15 protein-coding genes are annotated in these 17,308 nt (G+C 65.7%); 6 read left to right on the top strand and 9 right to left on the bottom strand.

Annotated elements, in window-relative coordinates; translation table 11 throughout:
- The 5 genes from DSD28_RS06695 to lsrA form a co-directional block, all read right to left on the bottom strand.
- Nucleotides 1–1,254, bottom strand: a complete 1,254-nt coding sequence (locus DSD28_RS06695; protein ID WP_119255607.1) for a class II aldolase — start codon at nucleotides 1,252–1,254, stop codon at nucleotides 1–3.
- Between the two features lie 65 nt (nucleotides 1,255–1,319).
- Entirely contained in the window at nucleotides 1,320–2,351 is a 1,032-nt protein-coding gene (lsrB, locus tag DSD28_RS06700; protein WP_119255608.1) for an autoinducer 2 ABC transporter substrate-binding protein LsrB, read from the bottom strand.
- 2 nt (nucleotides 2,352–2,353) lie between these two features.
- Nucleotides 2,354–3,367, bottom strand: a complete 1,014-nt coding sequence (locus DSD28_RS06705) for an ABC transporter permease subunit (RefSeq protein ID WP_119255609.1) — start codon at nucleotides 3,365–3,367, stop codon at nucleotides 2,354–2,356.
- Entirely contained in the window at nucleotides 3,364–4,395 is a 1,032-nt protein-coding gene (locus DSD28_RS06710) for an ABC transporter permease subunit (RefSeq protein WP_119255610.1), read from the bottom strand. Before DSD28_RS06710 ends, DSD28_RS06705 begins: the two co-directional genes overlap by 4 nt.
- Complete coding sequence (gene lsrA, locus DSD28_RS06715; protein WP_162911278.1) at nucleotides 4,388–5,890, bottom strand: autoinducer 2 ABC transporter ATP-binding protein LsrA; 1,503 nt, start codon at nucleotides 5,888–5,890, stop codon at nucleotides 4,388–4,390. Before lsrA ends, DSD28_RS06710 begins: the two co-directional genes overlap by 8 nt.
- A 240-nt stretch (nucleotides 5,891–6,130) precedes the next feature.
- Between lsrA and DSD28_RS06720 the strand changes: the two genes are divergently transcribed.
- Genes DSD28_RS06720 through DSD28_RS06730 form a run of 3 tightly spaced genes read left to right on the top strand, consistent with a single transcriptional unit; the run spans nucleotide 6,131 to nucleotide 8,988 of the window.
- Nucleotides 6,131–7,078, top strand: a complete 948-nt coding sequence (locus DSD28_RS06720; protein WP_119255612.1) for a sugar-binding transcriptional regulator — start codon at nucleotides 6,131–6,133, stop codon at nucleotides 7,076–7,078.
- A 4-nt stretch (nucleotides 7,079–7,082) separates the two neighbouring features.
- Entirely contained in the window at nucleotides 7,083–8,645 is a 1,563-nt protein-coding gene (lsrK, locus tag DSD28_RS06725) for an autoinducer-2 kinase (RefSeq protein WP_162911279.1), read from the top strand.
- 37 nt (nucleotides 8,646–8,682) lie between these two features.
- A complete protein-coding gene (locus tag DSD28_RS06730) occupies nucleotides 8,683–8,988 on the top strand; it encodes an antibiotic biosynthesis monooxygenase (RefSeq protein ID WP_119255932.1) in 306 nt (101 codons plus the stop codon).
- A gap of 57 nt (nucleotides 8,989–9,045) precedes the next feature.
- Here the strand turns inward: DSD28_RS06730 and DSD28_RS06735 are convergent, their stop codons facing one another.
- From DSD28_RS06735 to DSD28_RS06745, 3 genes are all read right to left on the bottom strand, one after another.
- On the bottom strand, nucleotides 9,046–9,915 hold the full coding sequence (locus tag DSD28_RS06735) for a DMT family transporter (protein WP_119255613.1): 870 nt from the start codon (nucleotides 9,913–9,915) through the stop codon (nucleotides 9,046–9,048).
- Nucleotides 9,916–10,002: 87 nt separating this feature from the next.
- Nucleotides 10,003–11,370, bottom strand: a complete 1,368-nt coding sequence (locus DSD28_RS06740) for a GAF domain-containing protein (protein ID WP_119255614.1) — start codon at nucleotides 11,368–11,370, stop codon at nucleotides 10,003–10,005.
- Entirely contained in the window at nucleotides 11,370–11,846 is a 477-nt protein-coding gene (locus tag DSD28_RS06745; RefSeq protein WP_162911280.1) for a pyridoxamine 5'-phosphate oxidase family protein, read from the bottom strand. Before DSD28_RS06745 ends, DSD28_RS06740 begins: the two co-directional genes overlap by 1 nt.
- A gap of 272 nt (nucleotides 11,847–12,118) precedes the next feature.
- Between DSD28_RS06745 and DSD28_RS06750 the strand changes: the two genes are divergently transcribed.
- From DSD28_RS06750 to DSD28_RS06760, 3 genes are read left to right on the top strand one after another with little or no spacing between them, the layout of a single operon-like run.
- The gene (locus tag DSD28_RS06750; protein ID WP_119255615.1) at nucleotides 12,119–12,580 is read left to right on the top strand and encodes a cupin domain-containing protein; all 462 of its coding nucleotides are present in this window, start codon (nucleotides 12,119–12,121) and stop codon (nucleotides 12,578–12,580) included.
- A 57-nt stretch (nucleotides 12,581–12,637) separates the two neighbouring features.
- The gene (locus tag DSD28_RS06755; protein WP_119255616.1) at nucleotides 12,638–13,483 is read left to right on the top strand and encodes an arylamine N-acetyltransferase family protein; all 846 of its coding nucleotides are present in this window, start codon (nucleotides 12,638–12,640) and stop codon (nucleotides 13,481–13,483) included.
- Between the two features lie 37 nt (nucleotides 13,484–13,520).
- Entirely contained in the window at nucleotides 13,521–14,135 is a 615-nt protein-coding gene (locus tag DSD28_RS06760) for a YceI family protein (protein WP_119255617.1), read from the top strand.
- 17 nt (nucleotides 14,136–14,152) lie between these two features.
- On the opposite strand, the gene DSD28_RS06765 is transcribed toward DSD28_RS06760, so the two are convergent.
- The gene (locus DSD28_RS06765) at nucleotides 14,153–17,296 is read right to left on the bottom strand and encodes an efflux RND transporter permease subunit (RefSeq protein WP_119255618.1); all 3,144 of its coding nucleotides are present in this window, start codon (nucleotides 17,294–17,296) and stop codon (nucleotides 14,153–14,155) included.
- Nucleotides 17,297–17,308 lie beyond the last annotated feature (12 nt).

Here is a 17,308-nt window from a genome sequence, read left to right on the forward strand (position 1 = left end):
CTATTGAGCGGCGACCTTCAGCTTTGCCTGTTCCAGTGACCAGTATTCCATGTCGAACAGGTCCGCCTCGCCGATGGGCGTGAAGCGGCCGTAGGCTTCGGCGGCGTTGATGGCGCGGGTCGCCTGCTCGCAGAGGTCGCCGCCGATCCCGGCTGCCTTCGCACTGGCGCCGAGGGCATAGATGCCCTTGCCGCGGACCAGAACGAGGCGCGGATAGACGTCCAGCATCTGCTTCGGCTCGTCGGTGCGGGTGGCGTTGCGCGCGAAATAGGCGCGGTAGCGGTCGGCATAGGCTGCAAGCGCTGCGTCGATCGCGGCCTCGTCCGCACCGGCCTCGATGATCATCGGCCAGGGCTTGATGCGGATGACGTGATCCGGCGTGACGGTGCCGCGCAGGCCGATCGCCTCGACGTTTTCCTTTCCGGCATGCTCGCGGATCGCGGCGGTGGAGCGATAGTCGAGGAAGACGCCCCTGGCGAAGGGCGAGCCGTCGCGGGTAAGCGCAGCTTCGAGCCGCGCCGTCAGCGCCGTGTCCTCCGCGCCGTCGCTCGGCTGTGGGCCGGAAAGCGTGATGCCCTTACGCGCCAGCTCCTCTTCCGCCATGGTGACGAATTCGATCATCAGCTCGTAGGAGGCGCGGGCGTCGCCGGCGAAGGTGAAGAGGCCGTGGTTCTCCAGCCAGAGGCCTTCACAGCCCGGATGGTCGCGGTAGATGCGGTCGGCGACGATGGAGAGGTCGAAGCCGGGCATGACATAGGGCACATAGGCGAGGCGCTCGCCATAGACGCGGCTGACCGTCTCGCGCATGTCGGGCTGGTCGGCTAAGGCGAGGATCGCCGTCGCATGCGTATGGTCGACGAAGGCGAAGGGCAGGAAGGCATGGAGCAGCGCTTCGACGGAGGGGTTCGGCGCGTCCGCCTCGATGAGGCTGGCGCGCAGCAGGGCGACCATGTCGGGGTCGGAGAGCTTGGGGCCGTTGCGGGCTTCGAGCAGCGGGGCGAGACGGACGGCCGGCAGGCCCGGCGCCTCGATCGTGTCGAGATCCCAGCCGCTGCCCTTGATGTGCATGAGGGCTTCGCCGTCGGCCGAGGTCACCTTAACGGAGGTGTTGCCGCCGCCATGCAGCACGAGGTCCGGATCGCCGCCGATGATGCGGGAGGTATAGATGCGAAGGCCGAGGGCCTCGCTCTGTCCGGCTTCCAGCGCGGCCTCCACGTAACGTGCTGCGTCCTCGTCGTTCCAGCGGCTTTTCATGCGGATTGTCCTGTCCTTGAAATGAAAGCGGCGGGCAGCCGGAGCCGCCCGCCGTTCGTGCGTTATCAGAAGTCGAAGTTGGCGATGTTGTCCTTGGTGAAGACGGTACGCTCCGGCAGCAGGATGATGCCGTTGCCGTCGGCTTCGTAGTCGTAGCCCTGTACCTTGTTGGCCGAGACCTCAACGGTGCCGACGCCGGGGATTTCCAGCTTGTCGCCGACCTTCATCGGGCCGTTCTTCAGGACGTGATCGGCGACGTAGACCGAGATCTTGCCCTGCTGCGTGACGTCCCACAGGCCGAAGCGCTGGATCGTGCCGCGCTCGATATAGGGGCGCATGACGTTCGGCGTGGAGAAGCCGACGATGGTGACGCCCTCGGCGCGCTTCAGGTTCTCCGCTGCCTGTGCTGCGGCCGGCAGGGCGTTGGCGTCGGGCGCGATGATCGCGTCGAGGTCCGGATAGGTCTGGAGGATGCTTTCAGCCGTCTGCAGCGACTTCTGCGCGTCGTTGTAGCCGTACTGGGTGGTGACGATCTCCCAGCCCGGATGCTCCTTGGCGATCTTCGCCTTGGCGGCTTCCGCCCAGGCGTTCTGGTCGGTCACGGTGGGGCTGGAATAGAAGAAGGCGACCTTGGCCTTTTCCTTCGTCACGCCTTCTGCGGCCATGTCGACCAGCAGGCCGCCGAGCTGCTCGGGCGTGCCCTGGTTGATGTAGTAGCTGCGGCAATCCGGGTTGACGTCGCTATCCCAGGTCATGACGAGCACGCCGCGATCCATCGCGCGCTTCAGCGCCGGGCACAGGCCGTCCGGCGAGACGGAGGAGACGATGAGGGCGTTGTAGCCCTGGTTGACGAAGTTGTTGATGAACTGCACCTGGCCGGAAACGCTGGGCTCCGTCGGGCCGTCATAGGTGACCTTGACGCCAAGTTCCTCGCCGGCCTTCGTCGCGCCGGCGCCGCCGGAAGTGAAGAAGCCGACGCCCACCAGCTTGGGGATGAAGGCGATCTGGTTTTCGGCATGGGCCGTGCCCGAGGCGAGCATGGTGCCGGCAAGAAGTGCCGCGGCGACGGCGCCGGATTTCATGATATTCTTGATCATTCTCATTCTCCTCCTGAAGTGACTGCCGCCCGGTTCTGTCTTTTCTGCCGGGCGACGGCGATGAAATCGGCCAGCATTGCGCTTCCGTGGCGCAATGCGACCGCGATAACCAGCAACCCTCCCGAAAGTGCGCTGGAAATCTGGCTGGGGACGCCGGCCGCCTGCAGGCCCTGCTGCAGGTAGCCGATGACGAATGTGGCGATCAGGGTGCCGAGGATGGAACCCTGGCCGCCGTAGATGGAGGCGCCGCCGAGCACGGCCGCGGTGACGGCCGGCAGCAGTGTCGCCGAACCGAGGTCGACACGTGCGGAGCCGAAATAGGCCGACATGACGAGGCCGGCGATGGCGGCGGAAAGGCCCGTGATGACATAGGTGATCGTCTGCACGCGGCCGACGGGAATGCCGGCGAAGCGCGCCGCGCTTTCCGACTGGCCCGAAAGGAACACGGCGCGGCCGAAGCGGGTGAAATGCAGGAGCACGACCAGCACGAAGGCGAGCGCGAGGAACAGCGCGAACGGGGCCGGAAGACCGAGGACTTCCGCATAGCCGAAGGCGTTGAAGGCTTCCGGGAAGTTGCCGATGCCCTCATAGCCGCCTGCGCCGACGAGGCCGGAAGCGACTGTCGCCGTGCCCTGGAAGAGATAGAGGCTGCCGAGCGTGACGACGAGCGGCTGGATCTTCGACAGGTGGATGACGGTGGCGTTGAGAAGGCCGCAGAGCGCGCCCGAAACAAGCGCCAGCGCGATCGAAAGCGGCAGCGGCACGCCGTAGAAAGTGGCGACGCCGAAGACGATGGCGGCAAGGCCGATCACCGATGCGAAGGAGACGTCGATGCCGCCGGCGATGATGACAAGGGTCAGCGGCAGGGCGACGATGCCGATCTGCACGAAGTCCGAGGTGCCATAGATCAGGTTTGCGACATTGAGGAAGCGCGGATTGACGATGCCGAAAATGGCAAGCTCGGCGACGAGCATGGCAAGGAGAGCGGTTTCCCACCGGAAGATGAGCTTTTTCATTGGCCGGCCTCCACGGTGCGCGCCGTTGTCGTTTCAGCGGATTGGGCGGGGCCGCGCTCGTGCACGGCATAGCGGCGGGCGCGGATGCGGCGGTCGATGATCTGGCGGATACGCCCGTCGAGCAGCAGCACCGAGAGCAGGATCGCGCCGGCGATGAAGTCGTTCCAGTAGGCGGGAATTTTCAGGAAGACGAGCGCGCTGTCGATGGAGGTGATGAAAATGACCGCGGAAAAGACGCCCGCGACCGAGCCGGTGCCGCCGAGCAGGCTCACCCCGCCGAGCACATTGACGGCGATGGCCTTCAGCTCGATGCCGTTGCCGGCCTGGTTGGGAATGAAGCCGATCTGCGCGGCGAAGACGAGGCCGGCGAGCGCGGCGCAGATGCCGGTCGCGACGAAAGCGGTGAATTGCACGCGCTTCACCGGCACGCCGAGATGGTGCGCGGCGGCGCGGTTGTCGCCGACGGCGTAGAAATAGCGGCCGAAGCGCGTCTTGCGCAGCACGAGCCATGTAAGCACGACGAGAACGAGCACGACGACGGTGAGCGCGGAGAAGCCGGCGCCGAGATTGCCGGCCAGCGCCTTGAGGTTTTGCGGCAGGTCTTCGATCCAGCGTCCGCCGGTTAGCACGAGCATGATGCCGCGGTAGAGGCCGAGCGTGCCGAGCGTGGCGACGATGGAGGGAATGCCGAGATAGGCGACCATCAGCCCGTTGAAGGCGCCGGCTGCGGCCCCCGTCATGAGGCAGAAGGCGATGGCGAGCGGCAAGTCGAGGCCGGCATTGAGCGATAGGCCTAGCACGGCGGCGCTGAGGCCGAGCACCGAGCCGCTGGAAACGTCGATGTTGCGTGTCAGGATGACGATCATCGTGCCGAGCGAGATGAGCATCAGCACGAGGCTGTTGGAGACGACGACCGAGGCCGTCGCGCCGGAGAGATAGCCGGGCGCGGCCGCGCCGATGGCGGCATAGGCGACGACCAGAACGGCGATGAGCGTTGCGACACGATTGCGCGCGAAAAGGTCAAGCATGGCGAGCCTCCGAAGCACCGAAGGCAAGGCGGGCGATGGCGTCCACCGAGATGTCGTCCGTCAGTTCCCCGCCGGACTGGCCGAAGGCCATGACCTCGACGCGGTCGGCGAGCTGCTCGATCTCGTCGAAATCCGAGGAGATGAGGACGATGGCGACGCCCTCGGCGGCGAGCTTGCGGATGAGGTCGTAGATGTCATTGCGGGCCGCGACGTCGACGCCGCGCGTCGGTTCGTCGAGGATCAGCACCTTCGGCCGGGCCGACATGCATTTGGCCAGCAGCACCTTCTGCTGGTTGCCGCCCGAAAGGCCGCGCGCCTCCTGGCCGGGGCCGGTGCACTTGATGCCCATGCTGGAGCGGAATTCGTCGAAGGCCTTCCGTTCCGCGCCGGGGCGCAGGAAGAAGGGCAGGCGATGCACGAGATAGGACGAGACGTTCCAGAAGAGCGGCGCTTCGAGGAAGAGGCCGTGCTGCTGGCGGTCTTCCGGCAGGTAGACGAGGCCGCGATCGATGCAGAGGCGCGGCGAACGCTTCTTCAGTTCCGCTCCGTCGAAGACGACGCTGCCCGCCGTCTGGGGGCGCAGGCCGAAGAGCGTTTCGGCGAATTCCGTGCGCCCCGCGCCGACGACGCCGGCAAGGCCGAGAATCTCGCCGGCCCGGACGTCGAGGCTGATATTGCGGAAGCCCTCGCCGCTGAGGCCGCGCACGCTGAGGCGCGGCTGGCCGATCTGCGAGACCTTGCGGCCGGTGCGGTCTTTGCCCGAGGCCTCCGTGATCTGTACGCGGCTCATCGCGCCGATGATCTCGGCGTCGCTGTAGCTGTCGAGCGGGCCGGAAAGCACGATGACGCCGTCGCGCAGTACGCTGATCGTGCCGCAGATCTCGCGGATCTCGCGCAGCTTGTGCGAGATGAAGAAGATGCCGACGCCCTGCGCCTGCAATTTGCGCACGCGCTGGAAGAGCGCGTTCGTCTCGAAGGGGGTGAGGGCGGAGGTCGGCTCGTCGAGGATCAGCACGCGCGCATCGCGCACGAGGCCGCGCAGGATCTCGACGATCTGCCGCTCGGCGATTTCGAGGGCGGCGGCCTGGGCGTCGAGGTCGAGCGAGACGGAGAGCTCGGCGACGAGCTGTTCGACGCGCGGGCGCAACGCCTTGGGCGAGGCGGCAAGGCCGAGGCAGATGTTTTCGAGGACGCTCTGGTTGGGCAGGATATGCGCTTCCTGCGGAACCAGATAGAGGCCGAGGTCCTGCGCATGGGCCGGTGAGGCATGGGCGAGCGGCCGGCCATTGATCTCGATCGCACCGGAATTGGCCGGGATGACGCCCGACATGATCTTCATGAGGCTCGATTTGCCGGCGCCGTTGCCGCCGAGAAGCGCGTGCACTTCCCCGGCCTGCAAGGCGAGCGAGACACCCTTCAGCACCGGAACGGCACCGTAGGACTTCCAGATGTCCGTCAGCGTCGCGACCCTCCCGGCCGCCGGGCTACCCGTCATTCTGCACCTGTTCATATGTAATTCATGCCAATCATGTGATCATAGTGATGCGAGGTCGTCAATATGCTCAAATCGCGCGGCACGAGCATGCAAGGCCGATATTGCGCTGCAAAATATGATTTATCTGCGGAAATCAAGGAATTGCGGCTGCAAAGAATTTTTCGCCGCACGGATATGTTGACGTATCAAAAGTTTTTTTGTTATTCAAATGATCAGAAATCGACCGAAAGGGCCGCTTGCATGGCGACTGACAACGGGGAATGGAGCTACGCCGATACGGATGAGGAGATTCTCACCCGTATCGCCTGGTATTACTACAACGACGGGCTGACGCAGAACGAGATCGGTGAAAAGCTCAACATGTCGCGCATCAAGGTCTCGCGCCTGCTCGAAAGCGGCCGGCGCTCGGGCATCATCCAGGTGCGCATCAATTCGCGCTACCAGGGCTGCCTTGCCTTGGAGCGGCAGATCAAGGAGCGCTACGGGCTGCTTGAGGCCTATGTCGTGCCGCAGCTTCCCGATCAGGACCCGAGCGACCGGCTGGGGCAGGCGGCCGCGCAGTTCCTCATGCAAAGCTTGCAGACGGACGACCTTCTGGCGGTCGGCTGGGGCGCTACCGTATCCAACACCATCCAGCGGCTCGGCCATCTCGCCAACGAGCGCAATATCGGCCTCGTCAGCCTCACCGGCGGCGTCGGCACCTATGTCGACGGCATGCGCACGGCCAATTGGGGCAGCGGCGTGCATCTGGTGCCCGCGCCCCTCGTCGTGCGCGACCCCGACGTGGCGCGCAATCTTTCCTCGGAGCCGGCGGTCGCCAACCTCCTCGACATGGCGCTCAACGCCACCTACCAGCTCGTCGGCATCGGCGAGCTTTCCGCCGCATCCACCGTCGTGCGTTCGGGCTATGTCAGCCCCGACGAGGTGGAGCCGCTGCGCCGCAAGGGCGCGGTCGGCGATATCCTCTGCCAGTTCTACAACGAGCGCGGCGAACCGCTCGATCTGCCGCTGCACGACCGGGTGATCGGCGTGAAGCTTGCGGCGCTGTCGCGCGCCGAAAAGGTCGTGGCGGCGGCGGGCGGCATTCACAAGGTCGGGGCCATCCACGCGGCGCTGCGCGGAAAATTCGTCGGCATCCTCATCACCGACGAAACGACGGCCGCCGGCCTCATCGAGATCAAGGACTGAACCCATGACGACTTCATACCTGCTGGCCGTCGACGCCGGCACCGGCAGCGGCCGCGCCGTCATCTTCGACGAGAACGGCAACCAGATCGCCAGCGCCCAGCACGAATGGTGGCACAAGGCCGATCCGCGTTTTCCCGGCTCCATGGATTTCGACGTGGAAGGCAACTGGTCGCTGCTGTCGCGCGCCATCCGGCAGGCGATATCCGAGGCCGGCATCGCGGCCGCCGATATCCGCGCCGTCAGCGCCACCAGCATGCGCGAGGCCATCGTCGCCTATGACCGCAGCGGACGGGAGATCTGGGCCTGCGCCAATGTCGACAGCCGTGCCGTCAGCGAAGTGCGCGACCTGAAACGCGAATTCCCCGGCCTCGAACGCGACCTCTATGCCGAGACCGGCCAGACCTTCGCGCTCGGCGCCCTGCCGCGCCTTCTCTGGCTGAAGCGCAACCTGCCGGACGTCTATGCCCGCATCGACCGGATCAGCATGCTCTCCGACTGGGTTCTGGCGCGCCTTTCCGGCGTCATCGCCAGCGATCCCTCCAATGCCGGCACCACCGGCCTCTACAGCCTGACGAAACGCGACTGGTTGCCGGAGGCCATGGCGAAGGCCGGCATGCGCGAGGACATCTTCCCCGAGAGCGTCGAGCCGGGCACGGTCATCGGTCGCGTCACCGAAAAGGCGGCGGACGAGACCGGCCTTGCCGCCGGCACGCCGGTCGTCGTGGGCGGCGGCGATTGCCAGAGCGGGGCTGCGGCCATCGGCGTCGTCAACGAGGGCGACTGCGCGGTGCTCGGCGGCACCTTCTGGCAGCAGGTGGTCAATGTCGGCCCCGCCGTCTCCGACCCGTCGATGGACCTGCGCATCAACCCGCATGTCGTGACCGGTCTCAACCAGGCCGAGGCGATCAGCTTCTTCGTCGGCATCGTCATGCGCTGGTTCCGCGACAGTTTTGGCGCGGAGGAAGTGGCCGCGGCCGGGCCGGGTGGCGATGCCTACCGGCTGCTGGAGGAGAAGGCGGCGGGCGTGCCCGTCGGCGCCTACGGCATCATCCCGGTCTTCTCCGACGTCATGCATTACGGCAACTGGTACCATGCGGCCCCGTCGCTGCTGAACCTGTCCATCGACCCGGAAAAGTCCGGCAAGGCCGCGATCTTCCGCGCCTTGCAGGAAAACGCTGCCATCGTCGCGGCCCGCAACCTTTCGGCCATCTTCAAGCTCTCCGGCAAGAAGCCGGACAAGATCGTCTTCGCCGCCGGCGCTTCGAAATCGGCCCACTGGTCGCAGATCCTGTCCGACGCGACGGGCCTTCCGGTCGTTACCCCCGTCGTCAAGGAGGCGACGGCGCTTGGCTGCGCGGCCTCCGCCGCCATCGGCATCGGCCTTCGCCGCGATTTCGTCGAGGCGGCCGAGGGCTGGGTGCGCTGGGACAGGCGCTTCGAGCCGAATTTCGCGCACAAGGCCATCTACGACGAGGCCGGCGAACGCTGGGCGCGGGCCTATGCGCTGCAACGCCAGCTCGTCGACGAGGGCGTCACCACGGCCATGTGGAAAGCGCCGGGCCTTTGACCTTTCATCATTGATACAACGCAACAAGGATTACAACATGCTCATCCAGATGGTCAGCATCAATGTCAAACCGGGCCACGCCGATGAATTTCTGGAGGCCTTCCGCATCAATTACGAGGGCACGCGGCTGGAGCCGGGCAACCTGCGTTTCGATGTGCTGCGCAATCCCGAGGATGAGCACAGCTTCGTCATCTACGAGGTGTTCAGGTCGTCCGAAGCGCTCGACGAGCATCGCAAGACGCCGCACTATCAGGAATGCGTGCGCCGGATCGACCCCATTCTGGCCGGTCCGCGGACGAAGACCTTCTACAAGGTCGAGATGGCGGACTTCCTGGCCGCATGATGCCGGTCTAACTCTCGACACGCCCGATCTGGTTTCGGCGCCCCACAGAGTCTTGAGCTACGACCGCTTTGCCAGTTGGTGTTCGCGCCAGATGGTGAAGAGGCCGGCGCCGACGACGATGAGGGCGCCGATGACCATGTTCAGCGTGACGTTCTCGCCGAAGAGGCTGACGGCGACGATGACGTTGAGGACCAGTTGGAAATAGGTCACCGGCTGGACTTCGGCGGCCGGCAGCAGCCCGTAGGCGCGGATGAGGAAATAGTGGCTGAGGGTGCCGCAGACGCAGAGCGCAGCAAGGGCGAACCAGTCGGAAGGCTTTACCGTGCTCCAGTAGAACGGCCCGATCAGCGAGATCGCCACGGCGCCGGCGACGCCGGCATAGAAGAGGCTCGTCACCGCCGTATCCTCGCGGCTCACCGCGCGCGTCGCGATGCTGTAGAGCGCGAACAGCACCGATGCGGCCAGCGGCAGGAGCAGCGACATGTCGAAATGGATGTCGACGGGATTGATGATCACCAGCACCCCGAGAAGGCCGATCAGCACCGCCGTACCGCGGCGCCAGCCGACGGCTTCCCCGAGAAGGGGGATCGACAGGACGGTGATGATCAGCGGCGTCGCCTGGAAGATCGACTGGCTCATGGCCAGCCCGGCATGCACATAGGAAAAGACGATGATGACGATCTCCGCAACGAGCAGGAGCCCGCGGACGATCTGCAGCCAGGGCCGCCGCGTGCGGATGGCCGCCCTTACGCCGCCCGGCGAGGTGGCGGCAAAGCCGAACACGAAGAGCGCGAACGCCCAGAACCGTATCATGGTGATGAAGAGCGCCGGATAGCGATCGCCGAGATACTTGGTGATCGCATCCTGGCCGGCAAAGATGCAGATCGCCAGGAAGGCAAAGAGATAGCCGCGGGTCTTGGGGCTCATGGGACAATCTACTGAAGAATCGTTTCCTCCAGATAGCACAGGCCTTTCGCCGGGGCGCGGACAAACATGCCCGCCCGCGGTTCTATTTCACATTGCGGCGCCACCGTGTGGCTGATCGCCCGCGGCGGCGTCGAGGACGAGCGGTCCTTCCGCCTCCAGCCGGACGCGGCCCCTGCCGACGCGAACGAGGCGGACGGGCGCCTGCTTTTCCTCGAGCCGGCGTCTGAGCAGGAGGAGGCGGGTTTCGAGATTGTCCTTGATTTCCGGCATACGGGCGCCGGCGGCAAGCCGCATTTCCCGGTTCGTGAATTCGCTGCGCCCCTCGTTCAGGTGCCATTCCAGCATGAGGCGCAGCAGCATGCCGGCAACGCCCTTCACGATATAGGTGCCGTCGATGAAGACGCTATCGTCGAAACGGTGATGGGCGACGCGAATTTCCCGGCCGCCACCGAACCGGGGCAGGGGGAGCGCCTGCCCCGGTTCGGTGGCGGCCGCTTCCCGCTCGCTGGCCCTCAGAGCGCTCGCTGCCTGTCCCGCCAGGATTTCGAGAGCCGCCTCGTCTTCCTCGCGGAAGGCCAGCCGCTGCTCGCTTTCGACGAAAAGCACGCCCGTCACGGCGCCGCGGGCAAGCATCGGAACGGCGATCTGGCTCATGACGGTCGGCAGGTGCGGGAAGGCGATGCTGCGTGTCGCCTCTTCCTCTTTCTCCGCGTCGAGGCCGATAGCTTCGCCAAACCGGCGCACACGACTCATGTCGCTGACCTTGACCGTCTGGCCGCTCGTCGCCGCGGCACCGATCATGCCCTCGCTGCCGGCGATCTCCGAGCCGAGCCCCGAGCGCGGATAGCCGATGCTGCCGGTGGTGATCAGGCAGCCGCGGTGGCCGTCGTGGATCAGCACGAGCGCATTGCCGTATCCGAGAACATGTTCGACGCCGCACAGCAGGCTGTCGATGATCTCGTCCGCCTCGGCCTGTCGCTCGATGGCCTTGATCGCCGCCGAAAGGGCGGGAAGGCTCACGGGAGGCCGGCCTCCCATCGCCGGCATGGTCTCCACCGGCGATGGGACCTTCTCGATACCGTGCACGCGGAAGATATCGGCGCTTTTCAGCCGCATGACGTCCGACATGCCGACCTGCGCGCTGCTTGCTTTCAACTGGCGGGCGATCTTGTCGAAGAGCGGTCCGGCATCGACGGAGCGCACGAAGCCGATGTCGAGCAGGAACTGGTCGCCGGTGAAGCCGTCGACGAGGATCAGCGTGACCTTGGGATTGGCGCGCACATTCGCCGCCGTCTTGGCGAAGAACTGGTTGGAGAGCGCGACGTGCTCCTCATCCATCCGCACCACATGGGAAAGATAGGAAATGTTCGGCATGCCATCGGCCGAGGCGGTGGCGATGATGGAGGGGATGACACCCTCGAAGCAGGCGGAAAGGTCGGAAAGACGCAAGCTCATCAGGACCTCGCGCCTGCCAGCATGCCGGCGAGGGGCCCGGGGGTCTGTACATAGATTTCGCTGATCGCAAGCCGGGCGACCCGCACCTCCCGCGCGGTCAGCCACGGCGTGATGAGATGGCCGGAGACGCCGAGCGACTCGAGCTCGTTCGTCGCCGCCACGATGAACCGGCCGGCATGTTCGAGGTCACGTGGCTCTGTGTTCCGCATCGTGGCAGAGCCCTTGAGCTGGAAGCTGACATAGTCCGATGGGCTGACGAAGGTGGCGGCAAGCCGCTCCGTCTGCTGAATGCAGGTTTCGAGCCGCGGCCATTGCCAGGCGGAAAACATGACGTCGATCGTCTCGCGGTCTTCGAGGAGCCGGAAACCGATGCCGCGCCCGGCCGATGGCCGGCGCGCCGCGTCGGCTGCCGCGACGATGCACATCAGCGGTCGATTGAAAAAGTCGATAAGCCTGTCGTCGAGCCGCACTGCCATCCCCTGCTGCGTGTCCCCGCCATTCTTAGCAAACTTTTAGGATATTAGGCACGGCTTGCACATTCATTTAGGAACGCCGTTTTCCAGGCCGCGCTATAGGGAAAGCGTACCGGCTGGACGGCCTGGCTAACCATCATCTGCGCGTCATCGGCGGCTCGTGCCGCCTGCGAGAAAGACATCGAACCACGCTCCGGATGCCGGGGCGGGGACGCGATTTCTGTATCCGGCCGCAAGAGAGGCTGCATCGGTGCGGCCCGAACCTGGAGAACGAGATGAAAAACTTCACCCACGCGGCGATATCGCCTTCCGGGCACGGGACGCCGGCCATGGCATTCGGCAGGCATGTCATCCGCATGATGGCGGCCAATACGGGCGGTTCGCTCGGCATGTTCGAGGCATTCGTGCCGGCCGGCGAGGGGCCGCCGCTGCATGTGCACGAGCGCGAGGACGAATTTTTCCGCGTCCTTGCCGGCCGCTTCGGCTTCTGGTGCGCCGGCGACTATGTCGAATTGACGGAAGGCGGCTGCATCGCCCTGCCGCGCGGCGTGCCGCACCGCTTCTGCAATGTCGGGCAGACGGAGGGGCGCCTGATGGTCGTCGTCACGCCGGGTGGCTTCGAAAGCTTCTTTCCGATCGTCGAACTCTGCAAGCCCGGGACGCCCGAAGAGATCGCATCCCTTGCGAAGGATTTCGGCCTGACCTTCCCGCCCGACGACGACCGCAAGGTCGCCTGAACCTTCTCAAACCAACATCGGAACCCGGACAACGGTCCATCGAAAGGAGACCGAAGGATGACGCACGCGCCTTCGAACGAAAACGCAATGACCCTGACTGCCGCGCAGCTCGACGCCTATCTCGCCCGCACCGGAATGGAGCGGCCGGCCCGCCTTGATATCGCAAGCCTGTCGCGGCTGCACCGCGCCCATCTGATGACCTTCACCTGGGAGGCGCTGGACGCCTTCATGGGCTGGCCGTCCTCTGTCGCCCCGGCCGCGGCCTTCGCAAAGATGGTCGAGGGGCGGCGCGGCGGCTGGTGCTACGAGATGAACGGCCTCTTCGGCGCCGCGCTTGCTGCCCTCGGCTTCCGCGTGACCCGTCTTTGCGGCGGCGTCGACCGGGAAAGGCTCGGCGATGTCGCCATCGGCAATCACCTGACGCTGCGGGTCGATCTCGATCGCGCCTACCTCGCCGAGGTCGGCATCGCGGATGCCATCGTCGAGCCGGTTCCGCTTGCCGCCGGACCGATCAGCCAGCGCGGCTTCGACTTCTCGATCGTGCCGGCCGACGGCGGCTGGCTGCGCTTCAACAACCATGTGCGCGGCATCGCGAAGAGCTTCGACTTCCGGCCCGACCATAGCGACGAGGCCGCGATGGTCGCCACGCAGGGCTGGCTGATGCAGGATCCCGGCTCACCTTTCACCAATGCGCTCGCGATCCTGCGACACACGGCGGACGGCTATGTCGCCCTGCAGAACGACTGTCTGCGTCGGGTGACGGCGGCAAGCCTCACCGAGCAGCGCATCACCAGCGCCGACCAGCTCGCCGATACGTTCGGGATCGTGTTCGATCTCGACGTTCCAAATCCGGCCCGTGTCTTCGAGCGCCTTCAGGCCATCGGCCGCGACAAGGCCGCCTGAGCCCGCCTCGTATCACCCTGCAGCCAAGGAAACATCCATGCTTCGCATCACCGCATTCGCCTTCGCATTTGGCCTGAGCACCGCCGTATTTGCCGCCCCCACCGACCCGGCGCCGGGCGGCGCCTACAAGACCGACCCATCGCATTCGAGCTTCAACTGGTCGTTCAACCATTCCGGTCTGTCGCACTATACGGCGCGCTTCACCAGGGTCGATGCGCGCCTCGACTGGAAGCCGGAAAGGCCTGAGGCCTCGGCGCTCTCGGTCACCATCGATCCGCTTTCGGTCCGCACCGACTATCCCTGGCCGGAGAAGGTGGACTTCGACAGGGAAATCGGCGGCGAGGAGACGTTCCTGGCGGACAAGCCCATCACCTTCGTCTCGAAAAGCGTTCATGTGACGGGCGAGAAGACGGGCACCGTCGAGGGTCTCTTGACCTTCCGGGGCGAGACGCATCCGGCGAAACTCGACGTCACCTTCAACGGCTCGATGGCCGAGCACCCGATGATGGGCGTGCCGAAGATCGGCTTCTCGGCGACCGGCAGCATCAAGCGCAGCGAATGGGGTCTGGACTTCGCCATTCCCGAACTCGGCGACGAGGTCACCTTCGCCATCGAGACGCAGATGGTTCCCGCCGACTACGCCTTTGAGTGAAGAACGAGCCGGCCACTTCAGGACTCGGACGACACCCTGACGGAAAGCGCATCGGCGGGTGCGCTCTTCCTCGAGCCGCTAATGAGCCTGTGGAACGCATCCTTGAGCCCCTCCATGTAGAGGTAGATCACCGGCGTCACGAAGAGCGTCAGGGTCTGCGAGACGATCAGGCCGCCGACCACGGCCACGCCGAGGGGCTGGCGGAGCTCGGAACTGGCGCCGCTGCCGAGCGCGATGGGCAGCGTGCCCATGATCGCCGCCAGCGTCGTCATCATGATCGGGCGGAAACGCAGCAGGCAGGCCTTGTGGATGGCGTCGCGCGCTGCAAGGCCCTGCCGCTGCAGCGTCAGCGCGACGTCGATCATCATGATGGCGTTCTTCTTGACGATGCCGATGAGCATCAGGAGGCCGATCACCGCGATGACCGAGAGGTCGAAGCCCGAGACGCCGATGGCGAGGAGCGCGCCCGATACGGCCGATGGCAGGCCCGAGAGGATGGTCAGCGGATGGATGAAGCTCTCGTAGAGGATGCCGAGCACGATGTAGATGGTCAGGACTGCTGCAAGGATCAGCAGCCCCTGGTTGGCGACGGAATCCTGGAAGGTCTTTGCCGTGCCGTAATATTGCGTGGAGACATCGGCGGGCAGGCCGATTTCGGCCTTCAGGCGGGCGATCTCGGCCATGCTGGCGTCGAGCGGCACCCCGGCGGGCAGGTTGTAGGAAAGGGTGACGGCCGGAAGCTGGCCGAGCTGGTTGACGGTGAGAAGACCGGCCGTCATCTCCATATGCGCGAAGGCGCCGATCGGTACGAGCTTGCCGCCGCCGGCCGGCACCTCCATCTGCTCCAGCCGCTCCGGCGACCAGTGGATGGCGGGATCGAGTTCCATGATCACGTCATAGCTGTCGGATGCCGAGAAGATGGTGCTGATCTGCTGGGAGCCGAAGCCGCCGTAAAGCGCGCTGCGCAAGGTGCCCGTGTCGACGCCGAGCGCGGCCGCCTTGTCCTTGTCGACAACGAGGCGTGCCTGCGGCGCACTGTTCTGCAGGTCGGAATTGACATCGAGGAAGAAGGCCGGCTCGGCGCGCATCGCGTCGACGAGCTTGCCCGACCATTCGTTCATCTTGTCCTGGTCGAGGCTCTGGACCACGAGCTGGTACTGGCTCGCCGAACCGCGCGCGCCGATGGAGAGGTTTTGGGCCGGCGACATGAAGGTCTGGACGCCGGCGATGGTGGAGAGCTGCCGGCGCAGGTCCCGCAGCACGGTTGCAAGCGCGGGGCGCTCGGTCTTCGGCTTGAGTTCCACGAAAAGCCGGCCGGAGTTCAGCAGCGAGGATTGCCCGGAGGCGCCGACCGAGCTTCCGACATTGGCGACATAGGGCGATTTGCGGAAGACGTCCTCGACCTTGGCCTGCAGGGCGGACATGGCGTCGAAGGAAATGTCGGGCCGTGCCTGCGTGGTGACCTGGAGCTGGCCGATATCCTCCTGCGGGAAGAACCCCTTCGGGATCGTCGAGACCTGATAGACTGTGACGGCGATCGTGGCGAAGAAGACGAGAAGGACCGCGAAGCGGAAGCGCAGGCAAAACGCAAGGCCCCGGTCGTAACCGGAAAGGACCTTGGCGAAGCCTTTCTCCAGCCAGCCGCCGATGCCGCGCTCCTGCACGCCTTCGGTGGGCATCGCCCCCTTGGGGAGGCGGGCGGCGAGCATGGGCGTCAGGGTCAGGGAGACGAAGGCCGAGGCGAGGATCGCGACCGTGACCACCACCGCGAATTCGTTGAATATCTTGCCGACGACGCCGCCCATCAGGAGGATCGGCAGGAAGACCGCGACGAGGGAGAGGGAGATCGCGATGATGGTGAAGCCGATCTCCGACGCGCCGTCGAGCGCCGCCTGGAAGGCGCCCTTGCCCTCTTCCTCCATGTGCCGGACGATATTCTCCAGCATCACGATGGCGTCGTCGACCACGAGACCGACGGAAATGGTGAGCGCCATCAGCGATATGTTGTCGATGGAAAGGCCGAGCAGATACATCACCGCGAAGGTGGCGATGATGGAGACGGGCACGGCGACGGCCGGGATCAGCGTCGCCCGCAGGCGCCGGATGAACAGGAAGATCACCATCACCACGAGGCCGATCGTCAGCATCAGCGTGAACTGCACGTCGCTGACGGCCGCGCGGATGGAGCGGGAGCGGTCGTTCAGCGTCTCCAGGCTCGCGCCGGCGGGCAATTGCTGGCGAAAGGTCTCCAGCATGGTCTGCACGCGGTCCACCACGGCGACGGTGTTGGCATCCGGCTGGCGCTGCACGGCGAGGATGATGGCGCGCGAACCGTCGTACCAGCTCGCCACCTGCGTATTGGCGACGGAATCGACCACCTTTGTCACGTCGCCAAGCCGCACGGGGCCGCCCGCGCCGTTGCTGACGATGATCTTCGAGAAGGCGGCCGCATTCTCGAGACCGCCGTCCGTGACGATGGTCAGTTGCCGCCCCTCGGACCGGAGCGTGCCGAGGGGCGTGTCGCTGTTGGCGTCGGTGATCGCCTGCTGAAGCGCGGGAACCGAGATGCCGCGGGCGGCGAGCGCATACGGGTCGATCTGGATGCGCACCGCATATTGCTGGCTGCCGAGAACCGAGACCTGCGCCACGCCGTCGAGCGTCGACAGCGTCGGCGAGATGACGTCCTCGGCGAAGGCGTCGAGGCGCGTCAGCGGAACGGTGTCGCTTCTGAGGGCCAGCAGCAGGATCGGCGCATCGGCGGGATTGACCTTGCGGTAGCTCGGCGGATTGGTCATTTCCGGCGGAAGCTGGCGCTGGGTGCGGGTGATCGCCGCCTGCACGTCGGCGGCCGCGGCGTCTATGTCGCGGTTCAGCTCGAACTGGATGGCGATTGAGGTGCTGCCGAGCGCGTTGGTGGTGGAGATGCTGTCGATGCCGGCGATGGTCGAGAACTGCTTGATGAGGGGCGTGGCCACCGACTGCGCCATCGTCTCGGCCGAGGCGCCGGGCAGCGAGGCCGAGACGTTGATGACCGGGAAATCGGCGCGCGGCAGCGCCGCGACGGGAAGGTTCACATAGGCGAAGAGGCCGGCGACGACCATGGCGATCGACAGGAGCAGCGTGGCGACGGGGCGGCGGATGCAGAATTGCGAGAGCGACATGGCCCGTTCATC

Source organism: Shinella zoogloeoides, assembly GCF_003574625.1.
Taxonomy (GTDB): Bacteria; Pseudomonadota; Alphaproteobacteria; order Rhizobiales; family Rhizobiaceae; genus Shinella; species Shinella zoogloeoides_A.